Raw genomic sequence first — 24,020 nt, 5'->3', positions numbered from 1 at the left:
TGCTTTTTTCAATTATATTTTGAGGCGTTACTGCTCGGGAGGTGTTTCACCCGGCCTGTTCAGGCCGCATCCGTTTCCAGGCGCTGCTCCAGTTGCCGAGCCAGGCCGAGCATGGACTCGATTTCCGCGGGCGTGGGTGTCCGGGAGGTGCTGGTGTAGGGATCGCAGATTTCCTGGTAGCTGTCCAGGGCGCGGAGCGATGCCGCCATGCCTTGGACAACGGCGGGCCGCCATTCCTCGAGGGCCGCGACCAGGTCGTGCATGGTGTGGTTGTACGGCAGGCGGCCGAGGGCCATCAGCCGGCTCATCACCAGTTTTTCGATGGCCATGGCAATGAGGTTGTAGAGGATCGTGGTGGTGAAGATCGCGTTCTTGTTGCGAAAAGCCGTCTCAGCCAGATCGAGGAACTGGCGGCCGGCCTGGCGATATTCCTGCCAGTCGTCGATGGCCTGGGTGCGGATATCGGCGAAACCGACCAGGTTGGGAGGGGAAAAGTCGGCCATGGCATCCTCCTGTCTGCGGATGTTCAGTCGATGTACCGGCGCAGGCAGATCAGGGCGGTGCTCCCCCAGCCGAGCCGGTCGTAAAAGGCCAGGGCTGGGGGATTGTTTTTGTCAGCGAGAAGTTGCATCCGGGTCGCACCCCGCTCCCTGGCCCAGCCGGTCAGTGCGTCCATCAGGGCGCGCCCCGTGCCCCGGCCCCGATGCTCCGGGGCGACCACCACATCTTCGACCAGTACCGCCGGGCCGCCCTCGGCGGTGCTGATGACCAACTGACCAGTGCACATGCCGACGGCCTGCCCCGCCTCTTCGGCCACCAGAATGCAGGCCCGGTCGTCGTTAAGCAGCAGGGCCAATCCCTGCCGCTGCTTGACGGCGTCAAAACCGAAGTCTTCCTCGATGGTGAACAGGAGCCGGAGCAACCCGACCATCGGCTCCAGATCCTGCGGTCGGGCGGGGCGCACGGTGGCCATGCCGGGTTCCCGGTTATTCGATCAGATAGTCGGCTGCCGGCTCGCCGTCCTCGATGCTGTCGAGGATGGCATCGATGACCTCGGTGCTGGTCACGCCTTTGTACCACCAGTTTTCCGGCTCGACGACCATTATCGGACCGGATTCGCACTGCTTGAGACAGCCGGTGGCGATGACCTGCACGTCCAGGCCGCGATCGAGAATCTCTTCCTCGATGTACTGGAGGAAGCCGTCGGTTTGCCTGTGGCAGAGGCCCTTGGCGTCGCCTTTGGTGCGGAAACTTTGACAGACGAGGATTTGTTTTTCGGGAATGGCCATGGTTCGTTCCTTTGTGTGAGATGAAGGGGGAGTGTTTTGGGTTGTTTTTGTTTCACTTCTTGCATTTGTGCTGCTTGCCGCCACCGTAGAGCACGTCCACCGTGCCCTCGATGTTCTCCTCGGTGAGGATGACGCGGATGCCCCGCTGGCCCAGGACCTCGCGGGGGCGCTGCCCGGCGCTGGCCGCCAGCAGGACGAAACAGTCGTCCAGGGTGTCGGCCAGCTGCTCCCAGCGGGATTCGCCGCTGCCCGGATCCGGCGCGGGGCGGGTTTCCAGGAGGCAGGTCAGGCCGTCTTCCCTTGGACCGTAAATGAGAAAGGTCTTCGTTTGGCCGAGATGGAGGTCCACATTCATGCCGGTGGCACTGGCCACCGCCACCCGGGGGCGCTCGGTGCTGGGCTTGGGCAGTTGGCCGGTCTGCACCGGTGCGGCGACGCCGCAGCCGCAGCTCGAGGCGCAGCCGCAATCGGCCACGGCCAGCTCTTCGGCGGTGGTGGGCAGAAAGTGGCTGGTGAGTTTGGCGATCTGTTCCATGTGCACCCGGGTTGCCGCCGGCGGGGCGTGGTCCTGGGACGGATCGGGCGTGAAGGGAATCAATTCGACCGCGCTCGCCCCCAGTTCGGCCATGGTCTCGGCGATGGCGGCAATCTGGTGGGCGTTGAGACCGGGATAGACCGTGATACGAATGGTGACCGCCAGGCCGGCTTCGACCAGGGCCGGCACCGCCTTGGCCTGTTCGTCCAGCAGGAGCGGCACCACCTGTTGCAGCGGAATGGTTTTCTTACCGGGACGGATCCAGGCGTAAAGCTGTTCCGCCGTGGCCGCATCCAGGGTCTCGACCAGCAGGGCAATCGTGCTGATTCCGGCCGTTGCCAGCTCGGCGGCGCGCTCGGCGCCGGTCAGGCCCACGGTGGCGAGTCCGATGGTCAGGTCGGGACGATGCTGCCTGAGCAGGGCCACTGTCGCCAGGGTCGCGGTCATGGAAGCCAGGGGGTCGCCCGGGCCGTCCAGCTCGACATGGGTGAGCCCCTGATGCCGGTTCACCTCGGCAACGACCTCGGCGGCGTTCATGGCCGGAAGGGCTTTGATTTCCGGGGTGTACCGCATGCGGCAGAAGGGAACCGGCGCGACCGGCAGCCTGAGGACAGGCGGGTCCGCTCCGTTTTCCGGGGCGATATAGCCGGGCGCGCTGGAGATGGGAATGACAGGCATGATGTCGGCCCAAGGGTAAATGGAAAGAAAGATCCGGCGAAGGGGACAAGGAGAACCCTCCACCGGACGGAGTAGCCGCGATCAGTACACCAGCTCGAACTTCTGTTCCGTTGCATCCCGGTCCTGGCGGTCCAGGAGGGCGTTCAGCACCTTTTCCAGGAACCGCAGGCCGCCTTTGTAGCCGACGGTCGGGAAATACTGGTGCCCCTGGCGGTCGAGGATCGGGAAGCCCCAGCGGATGAAGGGGATATCCTCGTCACGGGCGATGTACTTGCCGTAGGTGTTGCCGATGAGCAGGTCCACCGGCTCGTTCTTGATCCATTGGTGCAGCAGGAACATATCGCCCTTGGCCCGGACGTTGACCTCGTAGGGCAGGCCCTTGGTCAGTTCCTTGATCCGCCGTTCGAACCGCTTGCCCGGCGTGCCGGTCACCAGGTGCACCGGCCACATGTCGATGGACACCAGGAACTCGGTCATGGCGATGAGCTGATCCGGGTCGCCGAACAGGGCCACCTTCTTCTGATAGAAGTACTGGTGCATGTCGGAGATCAGATCCACCAACTGGCCGCGTTCATAGTTGATCTCGTCCGGGACCACGGTGCCGGCGACGATGCGCAGGGCATCGACGAACCGGTCGGTGGCCTTGAGGCCGAACGGCATGTCCAGGATGCGGCAGGGTACCTTGCACTTGGTGTCGAGCAGGCGGGCCGCGTCGGCCGAGCACCACTCGCCCAGGGCCAGGGTGCCGATGGCGCTGCCGCAGTCCATCAGTTCGGCTACGGTGACGCCGCCCTGGGGAAACATGTGGAACTCGCCGGACAGCGGGCCGTTGAGCACGCCGGAGGTATCCGGAAAGAGGGTGATGTCCGCGCCGACCAGTTGGGCCAGCCGCTTGATCTCTTCCATGTCCGCCGGCTCGACCCAGCCGGGGATGACGTTGACCTTGCCGTTCTTCTTGCCGGTGGGTTCGGCCAGGTCGGCCATGGCCTTGACCATGTTGGAGAAACCGGTCACGTGCGAGCCGACGTAGCTCGGGGTCGAGGCGCCGATCAGGGTCTTGCCCTCGGGCACGGTGCCCTCCTTGCGGGCCTTGTCGAAGATCTGGCTGAGGTCGTCGCCGATGGTCTCGGAGAGACAGGTGGTGTGCACCGCGATGACTTCCGGGTTATAGACGGTGAAGATGTTGTTGATGGCCTGGAGCAGGTTGGCCTGGCCGCCGAACACCGAGGAACCCTCGGTGAATGAGCTGGTGGCGGCGGAAACCGGTTCCTTGTAGTGCCGGGTCAGGGCGCTGCGGTGGTAGGCGCAGCACCCCTGGGAACCATGGCTGTGGGGGAGACAGCCGTGGATGCCCAGGGCGGCATACATGGCGCCGACGGGCTGGCAGGTTTTCGCCGGGTTGATGGTGACGGCGCTCCGCTCGGTTATTTCCTTGGGTGTATGTCGAAGTAGCATTGTTCTGCCCTCTCAATGGATGCGTTATTCCCACACGTAGGTGGCCGAGAGTTCGGGGTTTTCTTGCCAGGGCGCCTTGAGGTAGCCCCAGACCCTGCTGTTCACCAGACGGTCGATTTCCTTGTAGAAGTTGATCGCGCCCTGGAATCCGGCGTACGGGCCGCCCGAGTCGTAGCTGTGTAGCTGTTTCATGGGAATGCCCAGTTTCTGGATGGAGAATTTTTCCTTGATGCCGGCGCAGAAGATGTCCGGCTTCATCAGTTCCACCAGTTTCTCGGCCTCGTATTGGTTGAGATCGTCGATGACCAGCGAACCGGAGTCCATGTCCGGAATGATGCCGTCGTAGTCCTTGAACCTGAACCCCTGCTCGATCAAACTCTGCAGTTCGGTCTCGGACTTGCGCGGTTTGAACCGGGCGGGATCGGCCTCGACCTCCAGTTCCTCGATGTTGCGGCTGTCGGCATCCACCTTGAGGTTGGGGATGACGTGGCGGCCCTCGTAGTCGTCGCGGTGGGCGAACTCGTAGCCGGCGGCCAGGGTCCGCATGCCCATTTCGGCAAACAGATCCTGATAGTGGTGCGCCCGGCTGCCGCCGACAAAGAGCATGGCGGTCTTGCCCTGGGTGCGCGGCAGCACGTCCTGCTGCACCGCGTCCACAGCCGGCATCTCCTCGGCGATCACGGCCTCGACCCGGTCGATCAGCTTTTGGTCGCCGAAATATTCGGCGATCTTGCGCAACGACTTGATGGTCGACTTGGCGCCGATGAAGTTGACCTTGATCCACGGGATGCCGTACTTGGTCTCCATCATGTCGGCCACGTAGTTGATCGAGCGGTGGCACATGACGCAACTCAGGTCGGCGGTGTGGGAACTGGCGAACTGGTCGTAGGTCGAGTTGCCCGAGAAGGTCGAGATGGTGGTGATGCCGCACTTGCGTAGCACGCGGTCGATCTCGAAACCGTCGCCGCCGATGTTGTATTCGCCCAGCAGGTTGATCTTGTATTCGCCCGGCTTGATCTCGTCGTTCTCGCCCACCATGTGGGTGAACACCTGGTTGTTGGCGATGTGGTGGCCGGCCGACTGGGAAACGCCCTTGTAGCCCTCGCAGCTGAAGGCGAACACGTTGCAGTCGCCCAGCTTTTCCTTCATGTTCCGGGCCACGGTGTGGATGTCGTCGCCGATCAGACCCACCGGGCAGGTGGCGAAAATGGTGATCGCCCTGGGGTGGAACAGGTCGTAGACCTCCTGGATGGCCGCCGCCAGCTTTTTCTCGCCGCCGAAGATGATGTCCGAGTCCTGCATGTCGGTGGAGAAGCAGTAGGTCATGTAGTTCTCGCCGTCGACGCCGGCGTCGGTCTGGTTGCGCCGGGTCAGCCAGGCGTAGAAACTGCACCCGATCGGGCCGTGCACCAGGTTGACGATGTCGCGGGTCGGACCCATGATAACGCCCTTGCAGCCGGCATAGGTGCAGCCGCGCATGGTGATGATGCCGGGGATGGTCCGCACGTTGGCGGTGATCTCCGGCGTGGTGTTCTCCAGGGCCTCGTTGATCAGGATCTGCTTGGCCCGCTTGCGGGCCACCTTGGCCGGATATTTTTTCAGGAGCTCTTTTTTGATGTCCGTGGGTTCCCACTGGACGAGCTTGTTCTTTGCAGTCGCCATGTTGTTCTTCTCCCTGGGCTTTTAGGATATGGCCTTCATTCCCGCGTCGCCCGTACGCACGCGAACGGCGTTCTTGATCGGGAGGACGAAGATCTTGCCGTCGCCCGGTTTGCCTGTCTTGTTGGTGGTGACGATGGTGTCGACCACGGTGTCGACGAAATCGTCGTCCACGACGATGGTGATCACCCGTTTGGGATAGAGCTTGCCCTTCTCGCCGAGCAGGGAAGCCGCCTCTTCATACCCTTCCTCGGCCCCGGCAAGGACCTGGGGGTTGACGAAACCCTTGCCCCGCCCCGTGGCCTCGTGGGCGAAAAACGCATCCACCCCGGCCTCGGTCAGCGCCTTCTTGGTCTGGTTCATCATGTTCATGCGCACGATGGCGATCACCTCTTTCATGCCTCCACCTCCGCGCCTTCCTTGACGCCGGAGCTGATGGTGTAGGCGCATTCGACGTCGCTGATGAAAATCTTGCCGTCGCCGAAGGCACCCTTGGCGCCGGAACGGGCGGTGTTCATGATGGTGTTGATGACGAAATCCTTGTCCTCTTCGTTGATGACGCTCATCAGCATGGTCTTGGGGATCTCGTCGTAGGTCACCTCCCCGATCTTGATGCCGCGCTGCTTGCCGCGGCCGGCGACCGAGTATTTGGTGACAGCGGGAAATCCGGCGTCCATCAGGGCGGCAAGAACGGCGTCGGCTTTTTCGGGTCTGACGATGGCTCTGATCATGATCAACATGGTAATTGGCTCCTTAATAAAACGGGTTGCGGTGAGTACGCTTTGCTTGCCTTTGCTTATGCTTCCATCAGACCGTAGTCCAACAGCAGCTGTTCGAGTTCCTCAATGGCCAGCGGCTTGGGGATGACGAACATCTTGTTTTGGTCGATGGCCTTGGCCAGAGTGCGGTAGGCGTCGGCCTGCTTCACTTCCGGGTTCCACTCGATGACCGTCTTGCGGTTGATTTCGGCCCGCTGGACGTCGTTGTCGCGGGGAACGAAGGCGATCATCTGGGTGCCGAGCTTCTTGGCCAGCTCTTCGATCATTTCGCGCTCGTTGTCCACGGCGCGAGAGTTGCAGATCAGGCCACCCAGGCGGACGTTGCCGGATTGGGCGAACTTGACGATACCCTTGCAGATGTTGTTGGCCGCGTACATGGCCATCATCTCGCCGGAACAGACGATGTAGATTTCCTCGGCCTTGCCGTCGCGAATCGGCATGGCGAACCCGCCGCAGACAACGTCGCCGAGAACGTCGTAGAAGGCATAGTCCAGCTCTTCGCCCGCATCGTAGGCACCCAACTGCTCCAGCATGTTGATCGAGGTGATGATGCCGCGGCCGGCGCAGCCGACGCCCGGTTCCGGTCCGCCGGATTCAACGCACCAGGTGCCGCCGTATCCCAGCTTGCGGAGATCGTCGAGTTCCACGTCCTCGCCTTCCTCGCGCAGGGTGTCGAGAACCGATTTCTGGGCCAGGCCGCCCAGAAGCAGACGGGTGGAGTCGGCCTTGGGGTCGCAGCCGACGACCATGACCTTCTTGCCCATCTCAACCAGGCCGGCAACGGTGTTCTGGGTGGTGGTTGACTTGCCGATGCCGCCTTTGCCGTAAATTGCTACTTTTCTCATGGTGTGTCTCCTTTGTGTTGTCTCGTTATGTACACGGTTACAGGGGGTACGTTGTGGTCGTCTCTGGTTGCCGGGGCAAGGTGCCCGACAGGCTGTACCTGGTAAGGCAAGGGCTGTGCCAGGAGAATGCCCTCTCTTTATTTCTTTTGTTTCCAGTATATTGCGTGAAGAGACCGCGCGATTTTTCAAAAACGGGCCCGCTTCATGAATGTCGCGGTCCGTACAATTCGGTACATATCCGACAGAATTGTCGCGCCGGCAAGCGCGGCGGCAACGGGAAAGGCGGTGGTGGTCAACAGCCGATTTTTTCCCGCCGCCGCCAGCGAACCCGGCCGGGAACATATCGTTCATTTATGTAAGAAGTAAAAGATGTTCTTTGCAATTTTGAACGACATCGATGTGTCCGCGTGTGGCAAAGGAGGGGTGCCTTGAGGGAATTTTTCTATATTTTCTTGTTATATTAATATGTTATTATGTTGATATCGCGGTTGTTTGCCCATGTTTCAAAAAAGGATCGATTATTGCTTATGAATGGAGGAAGAAGCATATATGATTTAGGGTATATGCGTTGCATGAGGGAGAATACAGCATCATGTCTGCGGAAGAGTCGTCAAAAGCAACAATAACTTCGGCGCTTGAAGTGCAGGCCCTGTACAACATCGTCAATCTGATCGGTGCCGCCGTTCATCTCGATACCACCTTGGCCTCCATTCTCAAGATCCTGCACGACACCCTGCGCATGGAACGGGCCACCTTGGCCCTGTTGGATGAAACGGGCCGTCACTTGGTGATTCGGGCATCCTACGGGCTCAGCGTCGAGGAAGAGCAGCGAGGCGTGTATGGCCTCAATGAAGGCATTTACGGGCAGGTGTTCACCACCGCCTCGCCCTTTGTGGTGCCGGATGTCCATAGTGAACCGTTGTTTCTCAACCGGACCGGCGCCAGAACCAGGATTTCCAAGGAAACCATTTCCTTCATCGGCGTGCCGGTCACGCTCGCCGGCACCACCGTCGGCGTGCTCAGTGTCGACCGGCTGTTCGGGCCCGAGATTTCCTTTGAGGAGGACGTGCGCTTCCTCACCGTGCTGGCAACCCTGATCGCCCAGTTCCTCAACCTGCACCGGGCCATTCACAAGGACCGGGAACTGCTGGTGCAGGAAAATCTCAGCCTCAAGGAAAAGCTGCACGGCCGGTATCACCGCCATCAGATCATCGGCCAGTCCAAGGCCATGCAGGAGGTCTACTGGAATATCGAGCGGGTGGCGCCGTCGACGGCGACCGTGTTGCTGTTGGGGGAATCGGGGACCGGCAAGGAACTGGTGGCGCGGGCCATCCATGACGCCAGTCCGCGGCTGGACAAACCGTTCATCAAGGTGAATTGCGCGGCCCTGCCGGAGAACCTGCTGGAAAGCGAGCTGTTCGGTCACGAGAAGGGCGCCTTCACCGGCGCGGTGGTGTCCCGGATCGGCCGGTTCGAGCAGGCGGACGGCGGCACCATCTTTCTCGACGAGATCGGCGAGTTGCCCCTGCCGCTCCAGGCCAAGCTGCTGCGGGTGCTCCAGGAGCAGCAGTTCGAACGGTTGGGGGCGTCCCGGACCCTGACGGTCGATGTCCGCATCATTGCGGCCACCAACGTCAATCTCGAACAGGCCGTGGTCCAGGGAGTGTTCCGCAACGACCTCTATTACCGCCTCAACGTGGTGCCGCTTCACCTGCCGCCGCTGCGCAAGCGCCGGGACGACATTCCATTGCTGCTCGACCATTTCCTGCGGTCGAGCAACAAACGCAACGAGAAGTTGCTGCGGATGTCGCGGGAATTTCTCGATTTCCTCACGGATTACGATTGGCCCGGCAACGTGCGCGAACTGCAGAACCTGGTGGAGCGGCTGGTGATCCTGGCGGCGGGCGATGTGCTGCGGGTGGAGGATCTGCCCGACTACATGGTCAGGCCGGAGCAGGGAACCATTCCGCCGTCCCTGAGACCGTCGGTACCCCAGCCGGCGGTTGCCGATCCCCAGGCCGCGCACCCGCAGCAACCCAGGAAATCCCTGCGCGATCTGGAGCGGGAAGAGGTCGAATCGGCCCTGATCCGCAACGGCTGGGTCCAGTCGCGGGCGGCCCGCGAGTTGGGTCTGACCCAACGGCAGATGGGGTACCGGATCAAGAAATTCGCCCTTCAGTGTCCCTGAATCCACCTCCTCCGATTCCGGGACACCCTTGGCCCTTGACAGGGTGCGCTGTCATGGGCCGAGGGAAGGGTGTTCGCCGCCTCTCTCCAGCTTGACCGGCCTTAGAGGCTGGTCAGGCTGCCCTTCCTCTCTCACCTCACCAGGGTTCGTCCCAGCAAGGCTTCGTATCGCCGGACCACCTGCGCCAGAGCGGCGAGGTCGACACCGGTGGCCACCCCTATTGCTTCGAAAAAACGGACCGCCTCCTCGGTGGCCACGTTGCCGGCCACCCCCTCGACAAAGGGGCAGCCGCCGAGACCGCCGGCAGCGGTGTCGAAGAGGCGCACGCCGGCCCCGTAGCCGGCGGCCAGGTTGGCGAGACCCTGTCCGCCGGTATCATGGAGATGAAGCGAGAGCCGCGCCTCCGGTACGGCGGCCCGCACCCGTGCCACCAGCCGCCGCACCTGAAAAGGGGTGGCGAGCCCGGCGGTATCGGCCAGGTTGATCTCCGCGGCGCCGGCGGCGGCCAGGCGTTTCACCGCGGCCAACACCGTTGCCTCATCCACGTCCCCCTCCTGCAAGCAGCCAAAGGCGCACTGCACCCCGGCCCTGACCCGCACCCCCGCCGCCACTGCACCCCGCACCAGTGCCACCATGTCGTCCAGGGCATCCGCGGCCGCGCGGCCCACGTTTCTGCGGCTGTGGGATTCCGCCACCGAGACCGACAGGCTGAGATGGTGCATGCCGCAGGCAAGCGCCCGCTCCAGTCCCCTGGCGTTGAGCACCAGGGCCGAGCAGAGGAGATGCGGCCAGTCCGCCTGCACCTGCGCCACCAGTTCCCCGGTTCCGGCCATCTGCGGCATCCGGCGCGGATCGACGAAGCTGCCGACCTGGATGCGGCGGATGCCGGCCGCTGCCAGCAGGCCGACCAGTTCCAGCTTTTCGGCCACAGTGAGCAGACGGGCCTCGTTCTGCAGGCCGTCGCGGAGAGATTGTTCTTCGAGAAGGACGAAGCCGGGGGCGGCAGGGCCGCCTCCGGCTTCGGGTCCGGGTGTGCCGGGCATGGTCGGGATGCGTGGGTTACCGGGGAGTAAAGGCGATAAGGGCGTCGCAGTACGCTTCCAGGGCCTGCTGCATGGCCGCCTTGTCGGCCTCGGTGGGCGCGCCCTGCCATTCGTAGTGGCCCAGGATGTCCCAGCCGGCCTTTTCGGTCCTGGTTTCGAAATCCTTCTGGGCACCGCCCGACCAGCCGAAGGAGCCGAAACGGAACACCTTCTTGTTCGTCACCTTCTTGACCATCAGCTCATCGATAGTATGGGCCATGGGCGGAAACATCTTGTATTCGTAGGTGGGCATGCCGAAGATCAGCCCTGCGGATTTCCAGGCGCTGGCCAGGATGTAGCCGATCTCGTCGCCGGGCACCTGGAAAACGTGCACCGGGATGTCGCGCCGGCGCAGGGTTTCGATCACCAGGTTGAGCACCTGTTTGGTGTTGCCGTACATGGAACTCCAGACCACGGTCACTTCGCGCTCGGCCGGTCCCTTGCTGTATCCGGCATAGCGCTGGTAATGCTCGATGATCACCGCCGGATTGTCGCGCCAGATGATGCCGTGCGAGGGGCAGATCACCTCGATCGCCAGGCCGCCCAGCTTCTCCAGGCCCTTGAGGACAAAGGGCGAGAAGGTGGCCACGATGTTGGCGTAGTAGCGCAGGGCCTCCTCCTCGAAAAACGCATGCCGCTCCTCGGAAACCTGGTCGTCGAAGATGGCGTCCTCGTCGATGCTGCCGTAGGAGCCGAAGGCGTCGCAGGAGAACAGGATCTTGCGCTTGCGCTCGTAGGTCATCATGGTCTCGGGCCAGTGGATGTTGGGGGTGTCGAAGAACTGGAGTTCATAGTCCCCCACCTCCAGGACCATGCCGTCGGTGATGGCCACGGCCCGTTCGGCCGGCACCCCGGCAAAGGCGTTCAGCAGCGGCACGGCCTTCTTGGTGCAGTAGATGACCGCCTTGCTGTTTTTCTTGCAGAATTCGCGCAGCCAGCCGGAGTGGTCGGGCTCCATGTGGTTGACCACCAGGATGTCGATGTCCTCGACGCCCAGGGTGACGCCGTCCATCTGGTGGGTGAATTCCTGGGGAAAATTGAAGATGTCCTGGGTCAGGTCGATCAGGACGTTCTTTTCCGCCTTGATCAGGTAGCCGTTGATGGAAATGCCGTGGGGAATCGGCCAGATACCCTCGAAGAGATAGTTCTTGTCCTCGATGTTGACGGACAGGCGATAGATGTCGTCGATCACGTTTTTGATGTGCATAGCGTTCACCGCTCCAATAAAGTCGTGCAGGTTTTGTTGGCAAGAAAGTCCGAAACGGACGGGAAGAGCATGCAGGATAAGCCAGTGAGCGGAAAATTTCCAGGCGCAAAATGACCCGCGACCCCATCGGCGTGCACTTCTGGAAGCGGCGGGCCGTCGGCGTAAGAGGCCGTGTGCCCCTGGACAATGGCGGAGGAAGCCCCGCTATATGCTCCCTTATCCCAGCATCGGCAGGGTGCGCGGGTCGTCGCACTGCATGCCGATGTCGTGGCCCGGACATCCTTCCAGGTCCACCCCGGCCAGCAGGTCCAGGCGCGGGCTGTGCCGGCAGCTCACGCCGATCCGTTCCAACTCCTCGATATTGAAGCCTGCCAGCCGTATGCCCTTGATTTCCATGAGCGGCCGGCGGATGAGCCCCGGCTCGGCCAGCATGGCCGCCAAGGCCCGGTCCTCGTCCATGGCGTCGAAGTCGATCTCCCCGGATTTGACCCGCGACGCCAGCTGGTTGAACCAGTGGACCACCGGCATGGCACCGAAAAAGGAGCGCAACTCATCGCGGGTGAAGGGGTAGGTCAGGATATCCTCGACAATCAGCCGGTGACCGGCGGCGAGCAGGATGGCCTTTTGCCGGGCGTTGCCGGTGCAGTGAGGTTTTTCAAAGAAGCGGATGGTCATGGCCATGAGTGTTCCCTCCGTAGTTGTGCGAAATCGATGGCGTTCAGCCGCTCGCCCAGCCGCAGCCGGGTGCGGATGGCGGCGTGGATATCGTCGAGTCGTTCCAGGTCGGCGAGGAGGGCTTCCTCCTCGCCGGTCCGTTCATGGAGCGAATGCATGGCGCCGTGGCGCATGCACAGCCGGCGCGGCGCCAACAGGGCCAGGAGCGGATCGTGGGTGGCGGAAAGCACGATTTTTTCCTGCGAGAGCAGCAGGTTGAAGGCAGCGCGCCGGTCGATGCCCGCGTTTTCGATCTCGTCGATGAGCACGATCGGCGAGCGGCAGACCAGGGCGGTGTCCGCCACCATCAGGGCCCGGGTCTGGCCGCCGCTGAGGCTGGTCAGGGGGGTGGCCCCGGAAAAGGGTTCGCCCGACAGGTCGTTGGCCGCGGCGATGGTGTCCTGCACCAGGCCGGCCGCCATGCCCCGGCTCTCGACGTGCAGGCCGAGCAGTTCCTCGACCGTGGCGTCGAGGACAAAGGACATGGTCTGGGAGAGCTGGGCGATCAGTTGTTCGCCGCCGGAGGCGAACCGCCTGTCGGCGGCGGTCCGGCCATCGGCGAGAATGGTCCGTCCGCTGGGGGTGTCGCCGGTGGCCAGCCATTCGATGTCGGCCAGCAGCCGGCTCTTGCCCGAGCCGGTGGGACCGACGATGGCCAACAGGTCGCCCCGCTGCAGGGCGATCTGCGTCACCTGCTCCGGCTGTCCCGATTTGTCGCGGCCAGCCAGGATCGCAAGGCGCGTCAGCGAGACCGTGGCACCGAGCAGGTTGTTGAGTTCGTCGATCCGTTCGCGCAACTGCGCCAGGAAGGCTTCCGCCGACTGGCCGCGCAGGGCGGCCCATTGGGCCAGCTTGGCCGGGAGGGTGACTTCCTCGGCCGGATCGAACTCGATGCCCGTTTCCAGCAGCGCCGATTCGAGCAGAGGATAATCGGCCAGCAGGCTGGCAAGGCTGGTTCGGGCAAGTATTTCGTCGGTGAGCGGCTGCACAGTGGTTCTGTTTCCCGATGGGTTATGGCGTGATCATGCCTGTTGCCGGGTGCGCGCTCACGGGTGGCGCCTGCGGGATTGCTCCTTTTTCTCTCCCATCCGGCCGGCGCATTTCAGTCGATATTCAGCTTGCGGAACTGGCCGATCTGGTAATCCGGCCCGACCCTGGTCTCGCCGAGGCAGTAGGAGCAGAGGGCCGCCGGCATGGGGAACCGCAGCCGCAGGGCCGCAAGGTCTCCCTGCAATGCCGGGGCTGCCTTGAACATCTCGGCCAGGGCGTGCGCGCCCTGACCCGAGCGGCCGTTGACCCGGATGATCCGGGCGCGGGGTGCCACGCTCTGCACCCGGAAGGCGAAGACCTCGCGCTCGGCCTGGCTGACGATGTCGCCCTTGGTGACCACCACCACGTCGGCCAGTTTGAGCATGGGGCCGATCTTCTTCGGCGTGTGCAGGCCGCTGACATTGTCGAGCACGCACACCGCCAGCGATCCCTTGATGTGCGGCGAGCAGCGGTTGCACAGGCCGGCGCTCTCGATCACGGTCATGGCCAGTTGCCGCCGGCCCGACCACTCCAGCACCCGGTCGATGTTGCTGACGAAATAGTGGTCCGGACAGAGCACCCCGGACAACCCCTTCTGCACCGGCACCCCGGCACTGCGGTACACCGCGTCGTCGTCGGCGACCAGACAGTCGAATTTAATCACCCCGGCCGCGATGCCGTCGGCCATCAGCGCCTCCAGGGTCTTGATCAGCACCGAGGTCTTGCCGCTGGAAGGGGGGCCGGCAACGGTGATCAACTGCATGGACCGCCTCCGGTGCGCAGGAACGTCTCGGTGAAGCTCTCGCCGATCTGTTTTTTCACCTGTTCGAGATCGTGCCGGTGGATGAAGTCCCAGCCCACCCAGAACAGCCCGGCGCCGGCGGGCAGGTTATCCGCCACCTCGGGATGCGGGGTGGGGAAGAAGTTGTCGCTGCAATGCTGGTGCAGGGACCGGCCCATGAGGAAGTCGATCACGTGGGCCAGGGCCTGCCGCCGGCTCCGTTTGACCAGGAGCTGGACCGGACTGATGAAGGCCCCTTCCCGGGGAAAGAGGATGTCGATCCGCTCCCTGCTCTTGATCTTTTGGGCAAAGAACCAGGGCATGACGAACAGCGGCGGGCAGCCGTCGGCGCGGGCGTCGATCATCTTGACCATCTGCGAGGGATGCATGCCGCCGCAGACGTTGGCCGCCAGCCTGGGGATGGCGTCCCGGCCGAACAGGCGGAAGAAGGGCACGAGCACGCCGGAGCAGAAAAAGCTGTCCTGGCCGCGCATGATGATCGCCTTGCGGTAGCGCTCGTCCAGAAGATCGCCCCAGGAGACGGGCGTGGGCAACTCGGGCCGCAGATCCCTGACGCGGACCGCCACCAGGGCATTGGCGCAGAACATGGTGAAGTGGCCGTGCGGGTCGGCGAAGCCGATCTCGGCCATCCGCGGCGCCATGGCGGTGTTTGCGCTGACAAAGTGGCCGGGTGCCGCGAAACGTTCGAGAAAGCGGTGATGGTAAAAGGCGTTGAGGTCCGAGCTGAGGATCAGGTCGGGCAGTTCGTCCACCGACTCCACCGACTCGATGTAGGGAGAGTAGGACAGTTCGTGGTTGACGTTGCCCTCGGCCAGGTAGGCCAGCGGCGTGCCGTTGTGGGCCAGTTGTTCGGCAAAGGTCTGCAGGGCGCGGTCGAGCGGGACCTTGAGGCCGCAGGGCAGGAGGGTGAGCAGGGTCGGTTGGGCTGTCCGGATGTCCGCCGGCGCGGGCAGGTCGGGCTGAGCGGTCAGGGCGTCGCGGCAGCTGTCGAGGAAGATTCCTGCCTCGATTTTCCTGAAGGCGAGCAGGGTGCGCAGCTTGACAAAGGGCCCCAGTTTCTCCCGGACCTGCGGATTGTCGAAGTCGTGGAAGCCGAAGCGCTGGAACACCGGCAGGATCTGGGGATAGCGCTGCAGACAGTCCTGCACGGAAAGGTCGAGATGGATCGGCGGCATGGATCGTTATCCTCCGGTTGAGGGGCGCTGGCGCGGGCGGGCGCGCCTTGCGGCGGCAACGGAGCGATGTTCCGTCCGGCTCGGCGTTGCCCGTCCGTCATTGTGGATGCGTGCGGGGGACGATTTCTCCCTCCGGCCACCCATGACACATACGCCAAACCGAGCGGAGCGCAAGAAAAAAATGGGGTGTGCCGGTCGGCCGGGGCCGGGATGTGCTGCCCGGACCCTGGCCGCAGGCGGCGGGAACTGCGGCTGACGAGGGGGGCGTTCAGCCGCAGCCGTTCCCGCCACCGGCACAGGCGCCTTTTGAGGTGCATTTGCGCATCCGGCCCTGGAGGCCGGCAAGGCCCTTACCGGTGTACACCGCTTCCAGGCCGCGTTCGATGAATCCGACCATGGCAATCGGTTGGATACCCCGCTTCCTGAGGATCTCCTTGGGCGAATCGCCCAGATCGTTGACCAGGATGGCCCGGCAGTCGGCCAGAATGCGGCTGATGTTCAGCCAGCGCTGGTGGCCGCCGCCGGAGGGCGGAGCTGGCCGGTCCTCGATGTGGCGGTACCCGCCCTGGCCGTCCTCGCCCCAGATCTGGAAGCGGCTGGCCTCGCCCAGATGCTGGTTGACCAGCACGCCCTCCAGGGTCGCCACCGCGACATAGGGGCGGGCCACTTCTTCCGGTTTGGGCAACTGGGCGCAGGCGGACAGGCAACCGCGCATCTCGCCGGTGCGGTCATGGTCGAGCAGGCCGACCGCATCGGCCCGGCAGCGGGTGCAGTGGCGCATCTGCGGCAGGAAGCGCTCGGCCTCGTTGCGGATGCGCTCCATCATCTCCTTGTTCGGCTCGGTGATGTGCTCGAAGGCGGTGTCCGCGTTGGGAAACATGGCCATGCAGTTGAGCAGGTCCACGCCCAGTTCCTTCATCTTCGCCGCCAGCACCGGCACGTGGTGATCGTTGATGCCCGGAATGACGATGGTGTTGACCTTGACGGTGATGTGGTGTCGCTTGAGCAGCTCGATGGCCTGCAACTGCCGGGCGAGCAGCAGTTCCGCCCCCTGGCGGCCACGATAGAGCACCTTGCCGTCGCGCACCCAAGCGTAGATGTGTTGGGTGATCTCCGGGTCGATGGCGTTGATGGTGATGGTCACGTGGGAGACGCCGATCTCGGCCAGCTCCGGCACGTGCGGCGCCAGATTCATGCCGTTGGTGGAGAGGCAGAGGATCATCTCCGGATGGTGCCTGCGGATGAGCCGCATGGTCTCCAGGGTTTCCTCCGGATTGGCGAAGGGGTCGCCCGGACCGGCGATGCCGACCACCGAGATGCGCGGTTCCTTCTCCAGCACCTTGTCTACATAGACCCGCGCCTGCTCGGGGCTGAGCAGGGTCGAGGTGACGCCGGGCCGCGACTCGTTGACGCAGTCGAACTTGCGGTTGCAGTAGTTGCACTGGATGTTGCACTTCGGCGCCACCGGCAGGTGCACCCGGCCGTACTGGCCCTTGGCGTTGACGTTGAAGCAGGGATGGCGGGTGAAATCTTTTGCGTGCGGCATGACAGGCTCCTTTGCCAAATGCGAAGGGTTCACATATAGAAATAGCCGACCGGGGAATCGTCCTGTTTCTTCTCGATCATGGCGTTGGTTACGGTATCGAACAACTGCTGGGCGCCGGCATAGCCGAGATGGAGGATGCGCTGGCCGCCGACCCGGTCGTGGATGGGGAAACCGACCCGGATGAGCGGAATGTGCAGCTTCCGGGCCAGGGGATAGCCCTTGGAATGGCCGACCACCAGGTCCGGCGCCAGGGTTTCGGCGATCTCGTTGATCTCGAAAAAGTCCATGCCTTCGAAGACCTGCGGCTGTTCGGCCAGGGTGTCGCCGGTGACGGCGGCGACGGCCTCCTTCAGCCTGCCCGAGGTGCCGCCGGTGGCGCAGAGCACAGGCGTAACGCCGATCTCGGTGAGGAAGGAGCACAGGCCCACGATCAGGTCCTCCTCGCCGTAGACGATGGCCCGCTTGCCGAACACGTACTTGTGGCCGTCGACATAGGCATCGACCAAGCGGCCGCGCTGCTTGGCGTATTTCTCGGGTGTCGGCCGGCCGCTCAGGTCCTCCAGCAGACGGAAGAACACATCGGTCTCGCGGATGCCGATGGGCATGCCGATGCGGTGGCGCGGGATGCCGAATTTCTCCTTGAGCACGTCGCCGCCGGTGATCGAATCCAGGGTCGGCCCGAACTCGACGGTCGCCCTGGCGCGGCCCATGGCCCTGATGTTCGCCAGCGGCGTGCCGCCCTGCTGGATTTTCTCGTATTCGAGCAGGGCCGGGCCGTCCATGGTCTCGGAGAGATCGGGCAGGAGGGTGTAGCCCAGGCCGAAGTCGGCCAGGATCTCGTGGAGCAGGCGAAAGTCGGCCGAGCTGACGAAGCCGGGCAGGAGGTTGACGGTTTCGCCGCGCGGCCCACCCTCGCTCAACTGGGCCACCACCTCGCGGACGGCGGCGTGGAAGCCTTCCATGTGGGTGCCCGAGTAGCTGGGGGTGGAGACGTTGACAAAGGTCGGCAGTCCCACCGAGCCCTTGGTGTCCTCGGCGTACTGGCGCAGGTACATGGCCACGTCGTCGCCGATGGTCTCGGTCAGGCAGGTGGTGGCGATGCCGATCAGCGCCGGCCGGTATTTGGCGGCCACGTTGGTCAGGCCGAGCTTGAGGTTGGGGCCGCCGCCGTAGACCGCGTGCTTCTCAGAGAGCGAGGAGGAGGCGATGTCGATGGGTTCGTTGTAGTGGCTGATGATGTAGCGCCGCATGTAGGTGGCGCAGCCCTGCGAACCGTGCAGGTAGGGCACCGCGCCTTCGATGCCCTTGAAGGCCAGGCAGGCGCCCAGCGGCTTGCACAGCTTGCAGGCGTTGGTGGTGGCGATGGAGTTGGGCCTTTTCGGTTTGGCGAATGTGGGAGGATTCTTGCTCATGGTCGTCTCCTTATGCGGCAAGGGCCGGCGTTAACGGGGCGATGCCGCGCTTTTCCGGCGCGGGACGAACCGCCAGACCGGGCTCATCACCGAGGAGTAGACCTCCTGGGCGAAATTGAGCATGCCCTCGAAGCCGGCCAGCGCTTCCTTGCGTTCGTGGTTGTGGTCGCAGAAACCGATGCCCAGCTTGTAGGCGATGGGTCGTTCCTTGACGCCGCCGACGAACACGTCCACTTCTTTCTCTTTAAGGAAGGTGGTCAGTTCCAGCGGGTTGGAGTCGTCGACGATGATGGTGCCGGGGTCGGTGATCGCCTCCAGTTCGAGGTAGTCTTCCTTGGTCCCGGTCTGGGAGCCGACCATCACCACCTGCATGTCGATGAGGCGGAACGCCTTGACCAGGGAAAAGGCCTTGAACGAGCCGCCGACGTAGATCGCCGCCTTTTTGCCGGCCAGGGCCTTGCGGTAGGGCTCCAGGGCCGTGGCCAGCTTCTTGACCTCCTCCTCGACGATCTTCTTCGTCCGCTCCAGCATTTCCGGGTCCTTGAAGAAGCGGGCGATGTCGTAGAGGGCCTCGGCCATGTCCTCGATGCCGAAGTAGGAGACGCGGATCGAGGGGATACCGTATTTTTCCTCCATCATGTTGGCCAGGTGCATGGTCGAGCCCGAGCACTGCACCACGTTCAGCGCTGCGCCGTGGGCGCGCCGGATGTCGGCCACCCGGCCGTCACCGGTGATGTTGGCCACCACCTGGATGCCCATGCGCTCGTAGTAGTCGCGGATCATCCAGATCTCGCCGGCGAGATTGAAATCACCCAGGATGTTGAGGGAATAGTTGGAGATGCCGCTGGTGTCGCCGGTGCCGATCAGGCGGAACAGGGCGTCGCAGGCGGCCTGGTAGCCGGCCCGCTTGTTGCCCTTGAATCCTTCCGATTTGACCGGGATCACCGGAATGCCGCATTCACCCTCGACCGACTTGCAGATCGCTTCCAGGTCGTCGCCGATGATGCCGACGATGCAGGTCGAGTAGACAAAGGCCGCTTTCGGCTGGTGGCGGGCGATCAGCTCGCGCAGGGCGGCGGCCAGCTTCTTTTCGCCGCCGAAGATGACGTCGCGCTCCTGCAAATCGGTGGAAAAGGAAAGCCGGTGCAGTTCCGGCCCCGAGGACAGGGCGCCGCGGATATCCCAGGTGTAGACCGCGCAGCCGATGGGGCCGTGCACCAGGTGCAGGGCGTCGGCAATCGGATAGAGCACCACCCGCGAACCGCAGAACACGCAGGCCCGCTGACTGACCGCGCCGGCCAGGCTGTCTTTGTTGCACACGATGTCAAAGGGCGCCTCGCCTTTGACGTGAATCTGGTTTTCCCGTTCCTTTAATGCAACAGCTTCCATGAGGACGCCCCCTTGGGATGATGGTAAGGTTACCCTCCCTAGGTCAAGATGCGTGCCAGATGGAAATTTTTTGATTTTTTATTCTATATCAACAGGTTGATGATCTGGTGCCGGGAGGGAGATGGCAAGTGCGGCATGATTTTGTCGAGAGGGGCGACCAAAGTGAAGAGGGTGAGGACAAAATTGTCGAGCCGTGTAGCGCCTTGTTGTGGTGGCAGGCGACAAAAAGGCACCGGAGTGCATCGATGCTGTTGCAAGGGGAAAACAGGGGGGCAAGCGGAGGAAAACAAGAGAGGGCCCCGTCGACGGGGTGGGAAGAACGAAAACCGGGCCGGGGCAGCCGCCGCAATCGGCGTCCGGCTTGCCTCGGCCCGGAAAAAAGCGGGTATCAGGAGCCTTGCAGTTCCCACTCGCCGTAGGAATTCCGGCAGGCCGTGCTGTAGGTGCGCTGCGATTTGCCGTCGATCACCGCGTTGATCTCGGCCCGCCGGCAGACCTGCTGGGTGCCGGAACTCTGGTAGGCCGGTTGCGGGGTCACCGAATACCGGTTGCCGCTGTCGGGATTGACCCAGGACGACCGCCGGTTCGACGGACCGCTTTCGTAGACGTTGCTCAACCGGTCGCGATCATACTTGTCCATCTCGTTGCCGATGATGTATCCCAGGCCAGCGCCCACCGCCGCCCCGATCAGGGTGGCGCCGGTACTGTGGCCGATCGCCTGACCGATGAGGGCGCCGCCGGCCGCGCCACCGAGCGCTCCGGTCTGGCCTCTGGTGGCACAGGAGGAGAGGGCGAGCAGGGCGAGCAGGGCAAAAACGACACGCAATTGTTTCATGATCTGTTTCCTTGGTTCAATGCATCTTTCTCTGACCGCGCACCCGGATTACCAGGCGGGCGGATAATCACAGGGGCCGCTCGTGTATTCCTTGACCGGTTGGCCGTACCGATCAAACACCGTTCTGCCGTATCCGTCCAGCACATATCGCTCCCACCGGCACATTCCCGAACTGACCGGGGGACGATAGGCATAGGTGACCGGAGGTGGTGGTGGTTCGACATAGACCACCTGCCGGGGCGGTGGCGACGGCTGCATGGCGGTGGCCACGATGGCCGAACCCAGGAGAAGGCCGCCCAAGCCCCAGAGCACGGCATCGCCGCCGTGGTGTCTGGAATGCCCATGAGAACGGTAATGAGGGGGCGGCGGGCCGCCATGCCAACTCAACCCGGTTGTCGGTACCAATGGCACCATCAGAATGGCGGCAAGCAGGCCTGTGACCAATTTTTTTACCATGTGTTTGCCCTCCTGTCATGACAGGACGTATCGTTGATGAATCCTCCTTCCCGCCTCATCCCCCAAGGGGGGAAGAGGGAAGGGCGGCGGTGCCGCGTGCCTGCCTGTTCTTTTGCATTTGCCGTGCCAAATGCAGAGACGGTGTCCGCCGATGGAGTTGAGTCGAATCAAATGGTTATTGAAAACAGTCGATTGGATTTCAGGTCGTCCACCGCGCAGACCGGTGGCGGCAACCACGGCGTGAGGCTGCATGGATGAGAACTGGGAAAGAGACATGGGGCATCCAATTCCCTGGTTACGGCCGTGCTTGTGGATACTTTTTATACACCACGGGGCGGCGGCATCCACCGGTCGGGTTGGCCGGTGGGTATTTTTTATCCAGGGAACAGGGGGCCGGTGCGGGCCGGACCAAAGAAAGACACCAATGCGGACGGGCAATCGTTCCCGTGCGGTGTCATGCCGGCGCCATCATTCGCGGGCAGCCGGCGTCAGGCGGTCGGTGGTGCGCAGCGCCGGAAATATCTTGGCCCATAGGGCCGTGACCATGACCGAACCGAGGCCGCCGAAAACGGCGGCACCGATGACGCCCAGGAGGCGGGCCGCCACCCCGCTTTCGAATTCGCCCAGTTCGTTCGAGGCGCTGACGAACAGCCCGGAGACCGACGCCACCCGCCCGCGCATGGCGTCGGGAGTCAGGAGTTGCACCAGGTTCTGCCGCATGAAGACGGACACCGAATCGGCGCAACCGGCGACGGCCAGGGCGAGCATCGACCAGCCGGTCTGGCGTGACAGGGCGAACAACAGGGTGGCGATGCCGTACAGCGCCACGCTGCCGAGCATCCATCTGCCGGCGTTCCGGTTGAGCGGCCGGAGGGCGAGGGCGAGGGTCGTCGCGCCGGCGCCCACGGCAAAGGCGGACCGCAGATTGCCGAAGCCCTCCGGGCCGATGTGGAGCACGTCCTTCGCATAGGCGGGGAGCAGGGCGGTCACGCCGCCCAGAAGGACGGCGAACAGATCGAGCGAGATGGCACCGAGAACGACCTTGCTGCCCCATAAATGCCGCAGGCCCTCCCGGATCATGGTCAGGCGCGACATGCCGGCAGAGGGCGCGGACCTGGCCTTGACGGGCAGCCGCAACAGCACCCCCCAGGCCAGGGCGGCCATCAGATAAATGAGGCACGACGTGGCGGTCGCAAGCACCGGCGACAGGGCACAGAGGATGCCGCCCGCCCAGGGGCCGGCAATCATGCCGACCTGCACGCTGAGGGTGTTGAAGGCAATGGCCCGGGGAAGTTCGTCTCTGGGGACCAGGGCCGGCAGCACCGAAAAGAGGGCGGGCGAGCCAAAGGCGCGGGCGACGCCGAAAAAGCCGGCAACGACGAAGAGCAGTCCCAGGGAAACGGCGGGTTGCATGGCCAGGAACGAAAATCCCGCCGCGCAGGCGGACTGCAACAGGCCGCAACAGAGAAGAATCACGCGCTTGTCGTAGCGGTCCGCCGTCTCTCCGGCCAGGAGGGCGAGCAGGAACATCGGGGCGAACTGCGCCAGCCCGACCATGCCGACCAGAAACATGCTGTACTGTTCGTTATGGGTCTGGCGCGCCAGGGTGTACACCAGCCAACCGATGGCCACGCTCTGGATGAGGGTGGCGATGTTGGTCAGGATTCGGCCGAGCCACAGCGTCGTGAAGGCGCCGTGGCGAAAAACGGAAGGAAGCATCGGGTCGCGCTCGGGTTCGATCTGCAGCAGGGGGAGGTGCAAGGAAAAGGGAGTGTCGTCGGGGTGCCGCCGTTTTCCGGGCGGTCACGGATGGGGCGCATTGGTTGAAGGCGGTGTTGTCTCTGGGAGCGGTCCGGTCGTCCGGCGGTGACCGTTTCAGGGCGGCACGATCCCGGTTCGCTGCCCCGTTTCCTGCAAGTAATACAACGGATACAGCGCCTGGCAAGATCCTTGGTGCATTTTTCCTGAAATCGGGCCCTGTCTCTTGCTTGGCGCGAGGGATAAGGCCGGTTTTGTTTTGGATTGCCGAGCCGGTGCGGGCGATCACCCGGGCCGGAGGCTCCTCCCGGTGAGGTGCTGCCGCCCGCGCCAATACGACCAGAAACCATCGGCATCATGCGCCGCGAACCGACCTGGGCGGAAACACTTGTGGATGGCGGAAAACTTTGGCAGGATGAAGACCCGTGTCGCGTCCGGCCGGGTCCGCCGCGCGAAACCGGCGCCTGCCGAGCCGGGGCGCGACCGCCCGCGCACTCGACGATCATGCCGTGGAATTCCCGGTATCGGCGTTTTTTCATGGCAGCGTCCTTTTCTTTTTTCACCGGGGTGATCCTTATGAACATACTTGGTCTGTACGCCAGCCCTCGCCCGCAGGGCAACTCGAGCCAACTGCTCAACGCCTTCCTCGAAGAGGCCGAACGCCTCGGCGCAACCACCAGCAGGTATCGGCTCAACACTCTGCGGTTGCAGGGATGCCAGGCCTGCTACAGCTGCCGCCAGCCCGGCAGGGAAAAACAATGCGCGGTCAGGGACGACATGCAGCCCATTCTGGCGGACGTGTTCGCGGCCGATGTGGTGGTGCTGGCCTCGCCGGTGTACATGTGGCAGATGACCGCCCAGGCCAAGCTGTTCACCGATCGGCTGATGCCGGTGCTCAAGCCCGATTACTCCTCCTGGCTGAGCGGGCAGCGGATGCTCATGCTCTATACTCAGGGACAGCCCGATGTCGCGAGGTTTGCCCCCTATTTCGACTACGTCAACCGCATGTTCCGCTTCCTCGGTTTCCGCACCCTGGAACCGCTGGTCTTCGGCGATCTGCGCGGGGTGAACGATGTGCAGCGGCAGCCGGGCCATTTCGAGCGTGTCCGCCAGGTCGCGGCGGAGCTGGTCCGCAACGGCTGAGACCGCCGGGGGACTAGGGCAGCCTGCCGTCCTTCCCGGTTGCC

At 63.5% G+C, this 24,020-nt stretch carries 23 protein-coding genes; 2 read left to right on the top strand and 21 right to left on the bottom strand.

What is annotated here, in order from left to right:
- Positions 1 to 59: 59 nt before the first annotated feature.
- The 9 genes from Q362_RS0113090 to nifH form a co-directional block, all read right to left on the bottom strand.
- Complete coding sequence (locus tag Q362_RS0113090) at positions 60 to 503, bottom strand: hypothetical protein (RefSeq protein WP_028319062.1); 444 nt, start codon at positions 501 to 503, stop codon at positions 60 to 62.
- A gap of 23 nt (positions 504 to 526) precedes the next feature.
- Entirely contained in the window at positions 527 to 973 is a 447-nt protein-coding gene (locus Q362_RS0113085; RefSeq protein WP_028319061.1) for a GNAT family N-acetyltransferase, read from the bottom strand.
- 13 nt (positions 974 to 986) lie between these two features.
- Positions 987 to 1,289 carry a (2Fe-2S) ferredoxin domain-containing protein gene (locus Q362_RS0113080; protein WP_028319060.1) on the bottom strand — a complete coding sequence of 101 codons (303 nt, stop codon included), beginning with the start codon at positions 1,287 to 1,289 and terminating at the stop codon, positions 987 to 989.
- 52 nt (positions 1,290 to 1,341) lie between these two features.
- Positions 1,342 to 2,502 (bottom strand): NifB/NifX family molybdenum-iron cluster-binding protein, encoded by a 1,161-nt coding sequence (locus Q362_RS0113075; protein ID WP_035216674.1) that lies wholly within the window; start codon positions 2,500 to 2,502, stop codon positions 1,342 to 1,344.
- An 81-nt stretch (positions 2,503 to 2,583) separates the two neighbouring features.
- The gene (gene nifK / locus Q362_RS0113070; protein WP_028319058.1) at positions 2,584 to 3,957 is read right to left on the bottom strand and encodes a nitrogenase molybdenum-iron protein subunit beta; all 1,374 of its coding nucleotides are present in this window, start codon (positions 3,955 to 3,957) and stop codon (positions 2,584 to 2,586) included.
- Between the two features lie 24 nt (positions 3,958 to 3,981).
- Positions 3,982 to 5,619: a nitrogenase molybdenum-iron protein alpha chain gene (gene nifD / locus Q362_RS0113065; RefSeq protein ID WP_028319057.1), complete on the bottom strand. Its 1,638-nt coding sequence runs from the start codon at positions 5,617 to 5,619 to the stop codon at positions 3,982 to 3,984.
- A gap of 21 nt (positions 5,620 to 5,640) precedes the next feature.
- On the bottom strand, positions 5,641 to 6,015 hold the full coding sequence (locus Q362_RS0113060; protein WP_028319056.1) for a P-II family nitrogen regulator: 375 nt from the start codon (positions 6,013 to 6,015) through the stop codon (positions 5,641 to 5,643).
- Positions 6,012 to 6,356, bottom strand: a complete 345-nt coding sequence (locus Q362_RS0113055; protein WP_028319055.1) for a P-II family nitrogen regulator — start codon at positions 6,354 to 6,356, stop codon at positions 6,012 to 6,014. Before Q362_RS0113055 ends, Q362_RS0113060 begins: the two co-directional genes overlap by 4 nt.
- Before the next feature lie 56 nt (positions 6,357 to 6,412).
- Positions 6,413 to 7,240, bottom strand: coding sequence for a nitrogenase iron protein (gene nifH, locus Q362_RS0113050; RefSeq protein ID WP_028319054.1), 828 nt, complete (start codon positions 7,238 to 7,240; stop codon positions 6,413 to 6,415).
- Between the two features lie 592 nt (positions 7,241 to 7,832).
- Here nifH and nifA point away from each other — a divergent pair.
- Complete coding sequence (gene nifA / locus Q362_RS0113045; RefSeq protein ID WP_051554308.1) at positions 7,833 to 9,428, top strand: nif-specific transcriptional activator NifA; 1,596 nt, start codon at positions 7,833 to 7,835, stop codon at positions 9,426 to 9,428.
- A gap of 131 nt (positions 9,429 to 9,559) precedes the next feature.
- Here the strand turns inward: nifA and Q362_RS20605 are convergent, their stop codons facing one another.
- From Q362_RS20605 to Q362_RS20590, 12 genes are all read right to left on the bottom strand, one after another.
- Entirely contained in the window at positions 9,560 to 10,471 is a 912-nt protein-coding gene (locus Q362_RS20605; protein WP_051554286.1) for a hydroxymethylglutaryl-CoA lyase, read from the bottom strand.
- A gap of 16 nt (positions 10,472 to 10,487) precedes the next feature.
- A complete protein-coding gene (locus tag Q362_RS0113035; RefSeq protein WP_028319052.1) occupies positions 10,488 to 11,717 on the bottom strand; it encodes an FprA family A-type flavoprotein in 1,230 nt (409 codons plus the stop codon).
- A gap of 216 nt (positions 11,718 to 11,933) precedes the next feature.
- Positions 11,934 to 12,398 (bottom strand): ArsC/Spx/MgsR family protein, encoded by a 465-nt coding sequence (locus tag Q362_RS20600; RefSeq protein ID WP_035216672.1) that lies wholly within the window; start codon positions 12,396 to 12,398, stop codon positions 11,934 to 11,936.
- Positions 12,389 to 13,420 carry an ATP-binding cassette domain-containing protein gene (locus Q362_RS20595; RefSeq protein WP_051554284.1) on the bottom strand — a complete coding sequence of 344 codons (1,032 nt, stop codon included), beginning with the start codon at positions 13,418 to 13,420 and terminating at the stop codon, positions 12,389 to 12,391. Before Q362_RS20595 ends, Q362_RS20600 begins: the two co-directional genes overlap by 10 nt.
- Positions 13,421 to 13,533: 113 nt before the next feature.
- Positions 13,534 to 14,223: a GTP-binding protein gene (locus Q362_RS0113020; protein WP_028319051.1), complete on the bottom strand. Its 690-nt coding sequence runs from the start codon at positions 14,221 to 14,223 to the stop codon at positions 13,534 to 13,536.
- Positions 14,214 to 15,437: an ABC transporter substrate-binding protein gene (locus Q362_RS0113015; protein WP_028319050.1), complete on the bottom strand. Its 1,224-nt coding sequence runs from the start codon at positions 15,435 to 15,437 to the stop codon at positions 14,214 to 14,216. Before Q362_RS0113015 ends, Q362_RS0113020 begins: the two co-directional genes overlap by 10 nt.
- 268 nt (positions 15,438 to 15,705) lie before the next feature.
- Positions 15,706 to 16,983, bottom strand: a complete 1,278-nt coding sequence (gene nifB, locus Q362_RS0113010) for a nitrogenase cofactor biosynthesis protein NifB (RefSeq protein WP_028319049.1) — start codon at positions 16,981 to 16,983, stop codon at positions 15,706 to 15,708.
- A 29-nt stretch (positions 16,984 to 17,012) separates the two neighbouring features.
- Positions 17,013 to 18,395, bottom strand: a complete 1,383-nt coding sequence (locus tag Q362_RS0113005) for a nitrogenase component 1 (protein WP_028319048.1) — start codon at positions 18,393 to 18,395, stop codon at positions 17,013 to 17,015.
- 30 nt (positions 18,396 to 18,425) lie between these two features.
- Complete coding sequence (gene nifE, locus Q362_RS0113000) at positions 18,426 to 19,784, bottom strand: nitrogenase iron-molybdenum cofactor biosynthesis protein NifE (protein ID WP_028319047.1); 1,359 nt, start codon at positions 19,782 to 19,784, stop codon at positions 18,426 to 18,428.
- A 388-nt stretch (positions 19,785 to 20,172) separates the two neighbouring features.
- Entirely contained in the window at positions 20,173 to 20,619 is a 447-nt protein-coding gene (locus Q362_RS0112995) for a glycine zipper domain-containing protein (RefSeq protein WP_028319046.1), read from the bottom strand.
- Positions 20,620 to 20,667: 48 nt separating this feature from the next.
- Positions 20,668 to 21,075 (bottom strand): hypothetical protein, encoded by a 408-nt coding sequence (locus tag Q362_RS23660; protein ID WP_157470111.1) that lies wholly within the window; start codon positions 21,073 to 21,075, stop codon positions 20,668 to 20,670.
- Between the two features lie 468 nt (positions 21,076 to 21,543).
- A complete protein-coding gene (locus Q362_RS20590; RefSeq protein WP_035216669.1) occupies positions 21,544 to 22,836 on the bottom strand; it encodes an MFS transporter in 1,293 nt (430 codons plus the stop codon).
- Between the two features lie 573 nt (positions 22,837 to 23,409).
- Between Q362_RS20590 and Q362_RS20585 the strand changes: the two genes are divergently transcribed.
- Positions 23,410 to 23,976, top strand: a complete 567-nt coding sequence (locus Q362_RS20585; protein ID WP_169737424.1) for a flavodoxin family protein — start codon at positions 23,410 to 23,412, stop codon at positions 23,974 to 23,976.
- Positions 23,977 to 24,020 lie beyond the last annotated feature (44 nt).

The sequence above is a fragment of the Desulfobulbus elongatus DSM 2908 genome (assembly GCF_000621145.1).
GTDB lineage: Bacteria > Desulfobacterota > Desulfobulbia > Desulfobulbales > Desulfobulbaceae > Desulfobulbus > Desulfobulbus elongatus.
This window is presented reverse-complemented; position numbering and strand designations above follow the sequence as displayed.

Coding starts and splice junctions, on each gene's coding strand:
- Q362_RS0113090 (WP_028319062.1), bottom strand. CDS start 503: ATGGCCGACTTTTCCCCTCCCAACCTGGTCGGTTTCGCCGATATCCGC.
- Q362_RS0113080 (WP_028319060.1), bottom strand. CDS start 1,289: ATGGCCATTCCCGAAAAACAAATCCTCGTCTGTCAAAGTTTCCGCACC.
- Q362_RS0113035 (WP_028319052.1), bottom strand. CDS start 11,717: ATGCACATCAAAAACGTGATCGACGACATCTATCGCCTGTCCGTCAAC.
- Q362_RS0112995 (WP_028319046.1), bottom strand. CDS start 20,619: ATGAAACAATTGCGTGTCGTTTTTGCCCTGCTCGCCCTGCTCGCCCTC.
- Q362_RS20600 (WP_035216672.1), bottom strand. CDS start 12,398: ATGGCCATGACCATCCGCTTCTTTGAAAAACCTCACTGCACCGGCAAC.
- Q362_RS20585 (WP_169737424.1), top strand. CDS start 23,410: ATGAACATACTTGGTCTGTACGCCAGCCCTCGCCCGCAGGGCAACTCG.
- nifH (WP_028319054.1), bottom strand. CDS start 7,240: ATGAGAAAAGTAGCAATTTACGGCAAAGGCGGCATCGGCAAGTCAACC.
- Q362_RS0113075 (WP_035216674.1), bottom strand. CDS start 2,502: ATGCCTGTCATTCCCATCTCCAGCGCGCCCGGCTATATCGCCCCGGAA.
- nifD (WP_028319057.1), bottom strand. CDS start 5,619: ATGGCGACTGCAAAGAACAAGCTCGTCCAGTGGGAACCCACGGACATC.
- Q362_RS0113055 (WP_028319055.1), bottom strand. CDS start 6,356: ATGTTGATCATGATCAGAGCCATCGTCAGACCCGAAAAAGCCGACGCC.
- nifE (WP_028319047.1), bottom strand. CDS start 19,784: ATGGAAGCTGTTGCATTAAAGGAACGGGAAAACCAGATTCACGTCAAA.
- nifB (WP_028319049.1), bottom strand. CDS start 16,983: ATGCCGCACGCAAAAGATTTCACCCGCCATCCCTGCTTCAACGTCAAC.
- nifA (WP_051554308.1), top strand. CDS start 7,833: ATGTCTGCGGAAGAGTCGTCAAAAGCAACAATAACTTCGGCGCTTGAA.
- nifK (WP_028319058.1), bottom strand. CDS start 3,957: ATGCTACTTCGACATACACCCAAGGAAATAACCGAGCGGAGCGCCGTC.
- Q362_RS0113085 (WP_028319061.1), bottom strand. CDS start 973: ATGGCCACCGTGCGCCCCGCCCGACCGCAGGATCTGGAGCCGATGGTC.
- Q362_RS0113015 (WP_028319050.1), bottom strand. CDS start 15,437: ATGCCGCCGATCCATCTCGACCTTTCCGTGCAGGACTGTCTGCAGCGC.
- Q362_RS0113005 (WP_028319048.1), bottom strand. CDS start 18,395: ATGAGCAAGAATCCTCCCACATTCGCCAAACCGAAAAGGCCCAACTCC.
- Q362_RS23660 (WP_157470111.1), bottom strand. CDS start 21,075: ATGGTAAAAAAATTGGTCACAGGCCTGCTTGCCGCCATTCTGATGGTG.
- Q362_RS20605 (WP_051554286.1), bottom strand. CDS start 10,471: ATGCCCGGCACACCCGGACCCGAAGCCGGAGGCGGCCCTGCCGCCCCC.
- Q362_RS0113020 (WP_028319051.1), bottom strand. CDS start 14,223: ATGCAGTTGATCACCGTTGCCGGCCCCCCTTCCAGCGGCAAGACCTCG.
- Q362_RS0113060 (WP_028319056.1), bottom strand. CDS start 6,015: ATGAAAGAGGTGATCGCCATCGTGCGCATGAACATGATGAACCAGACC.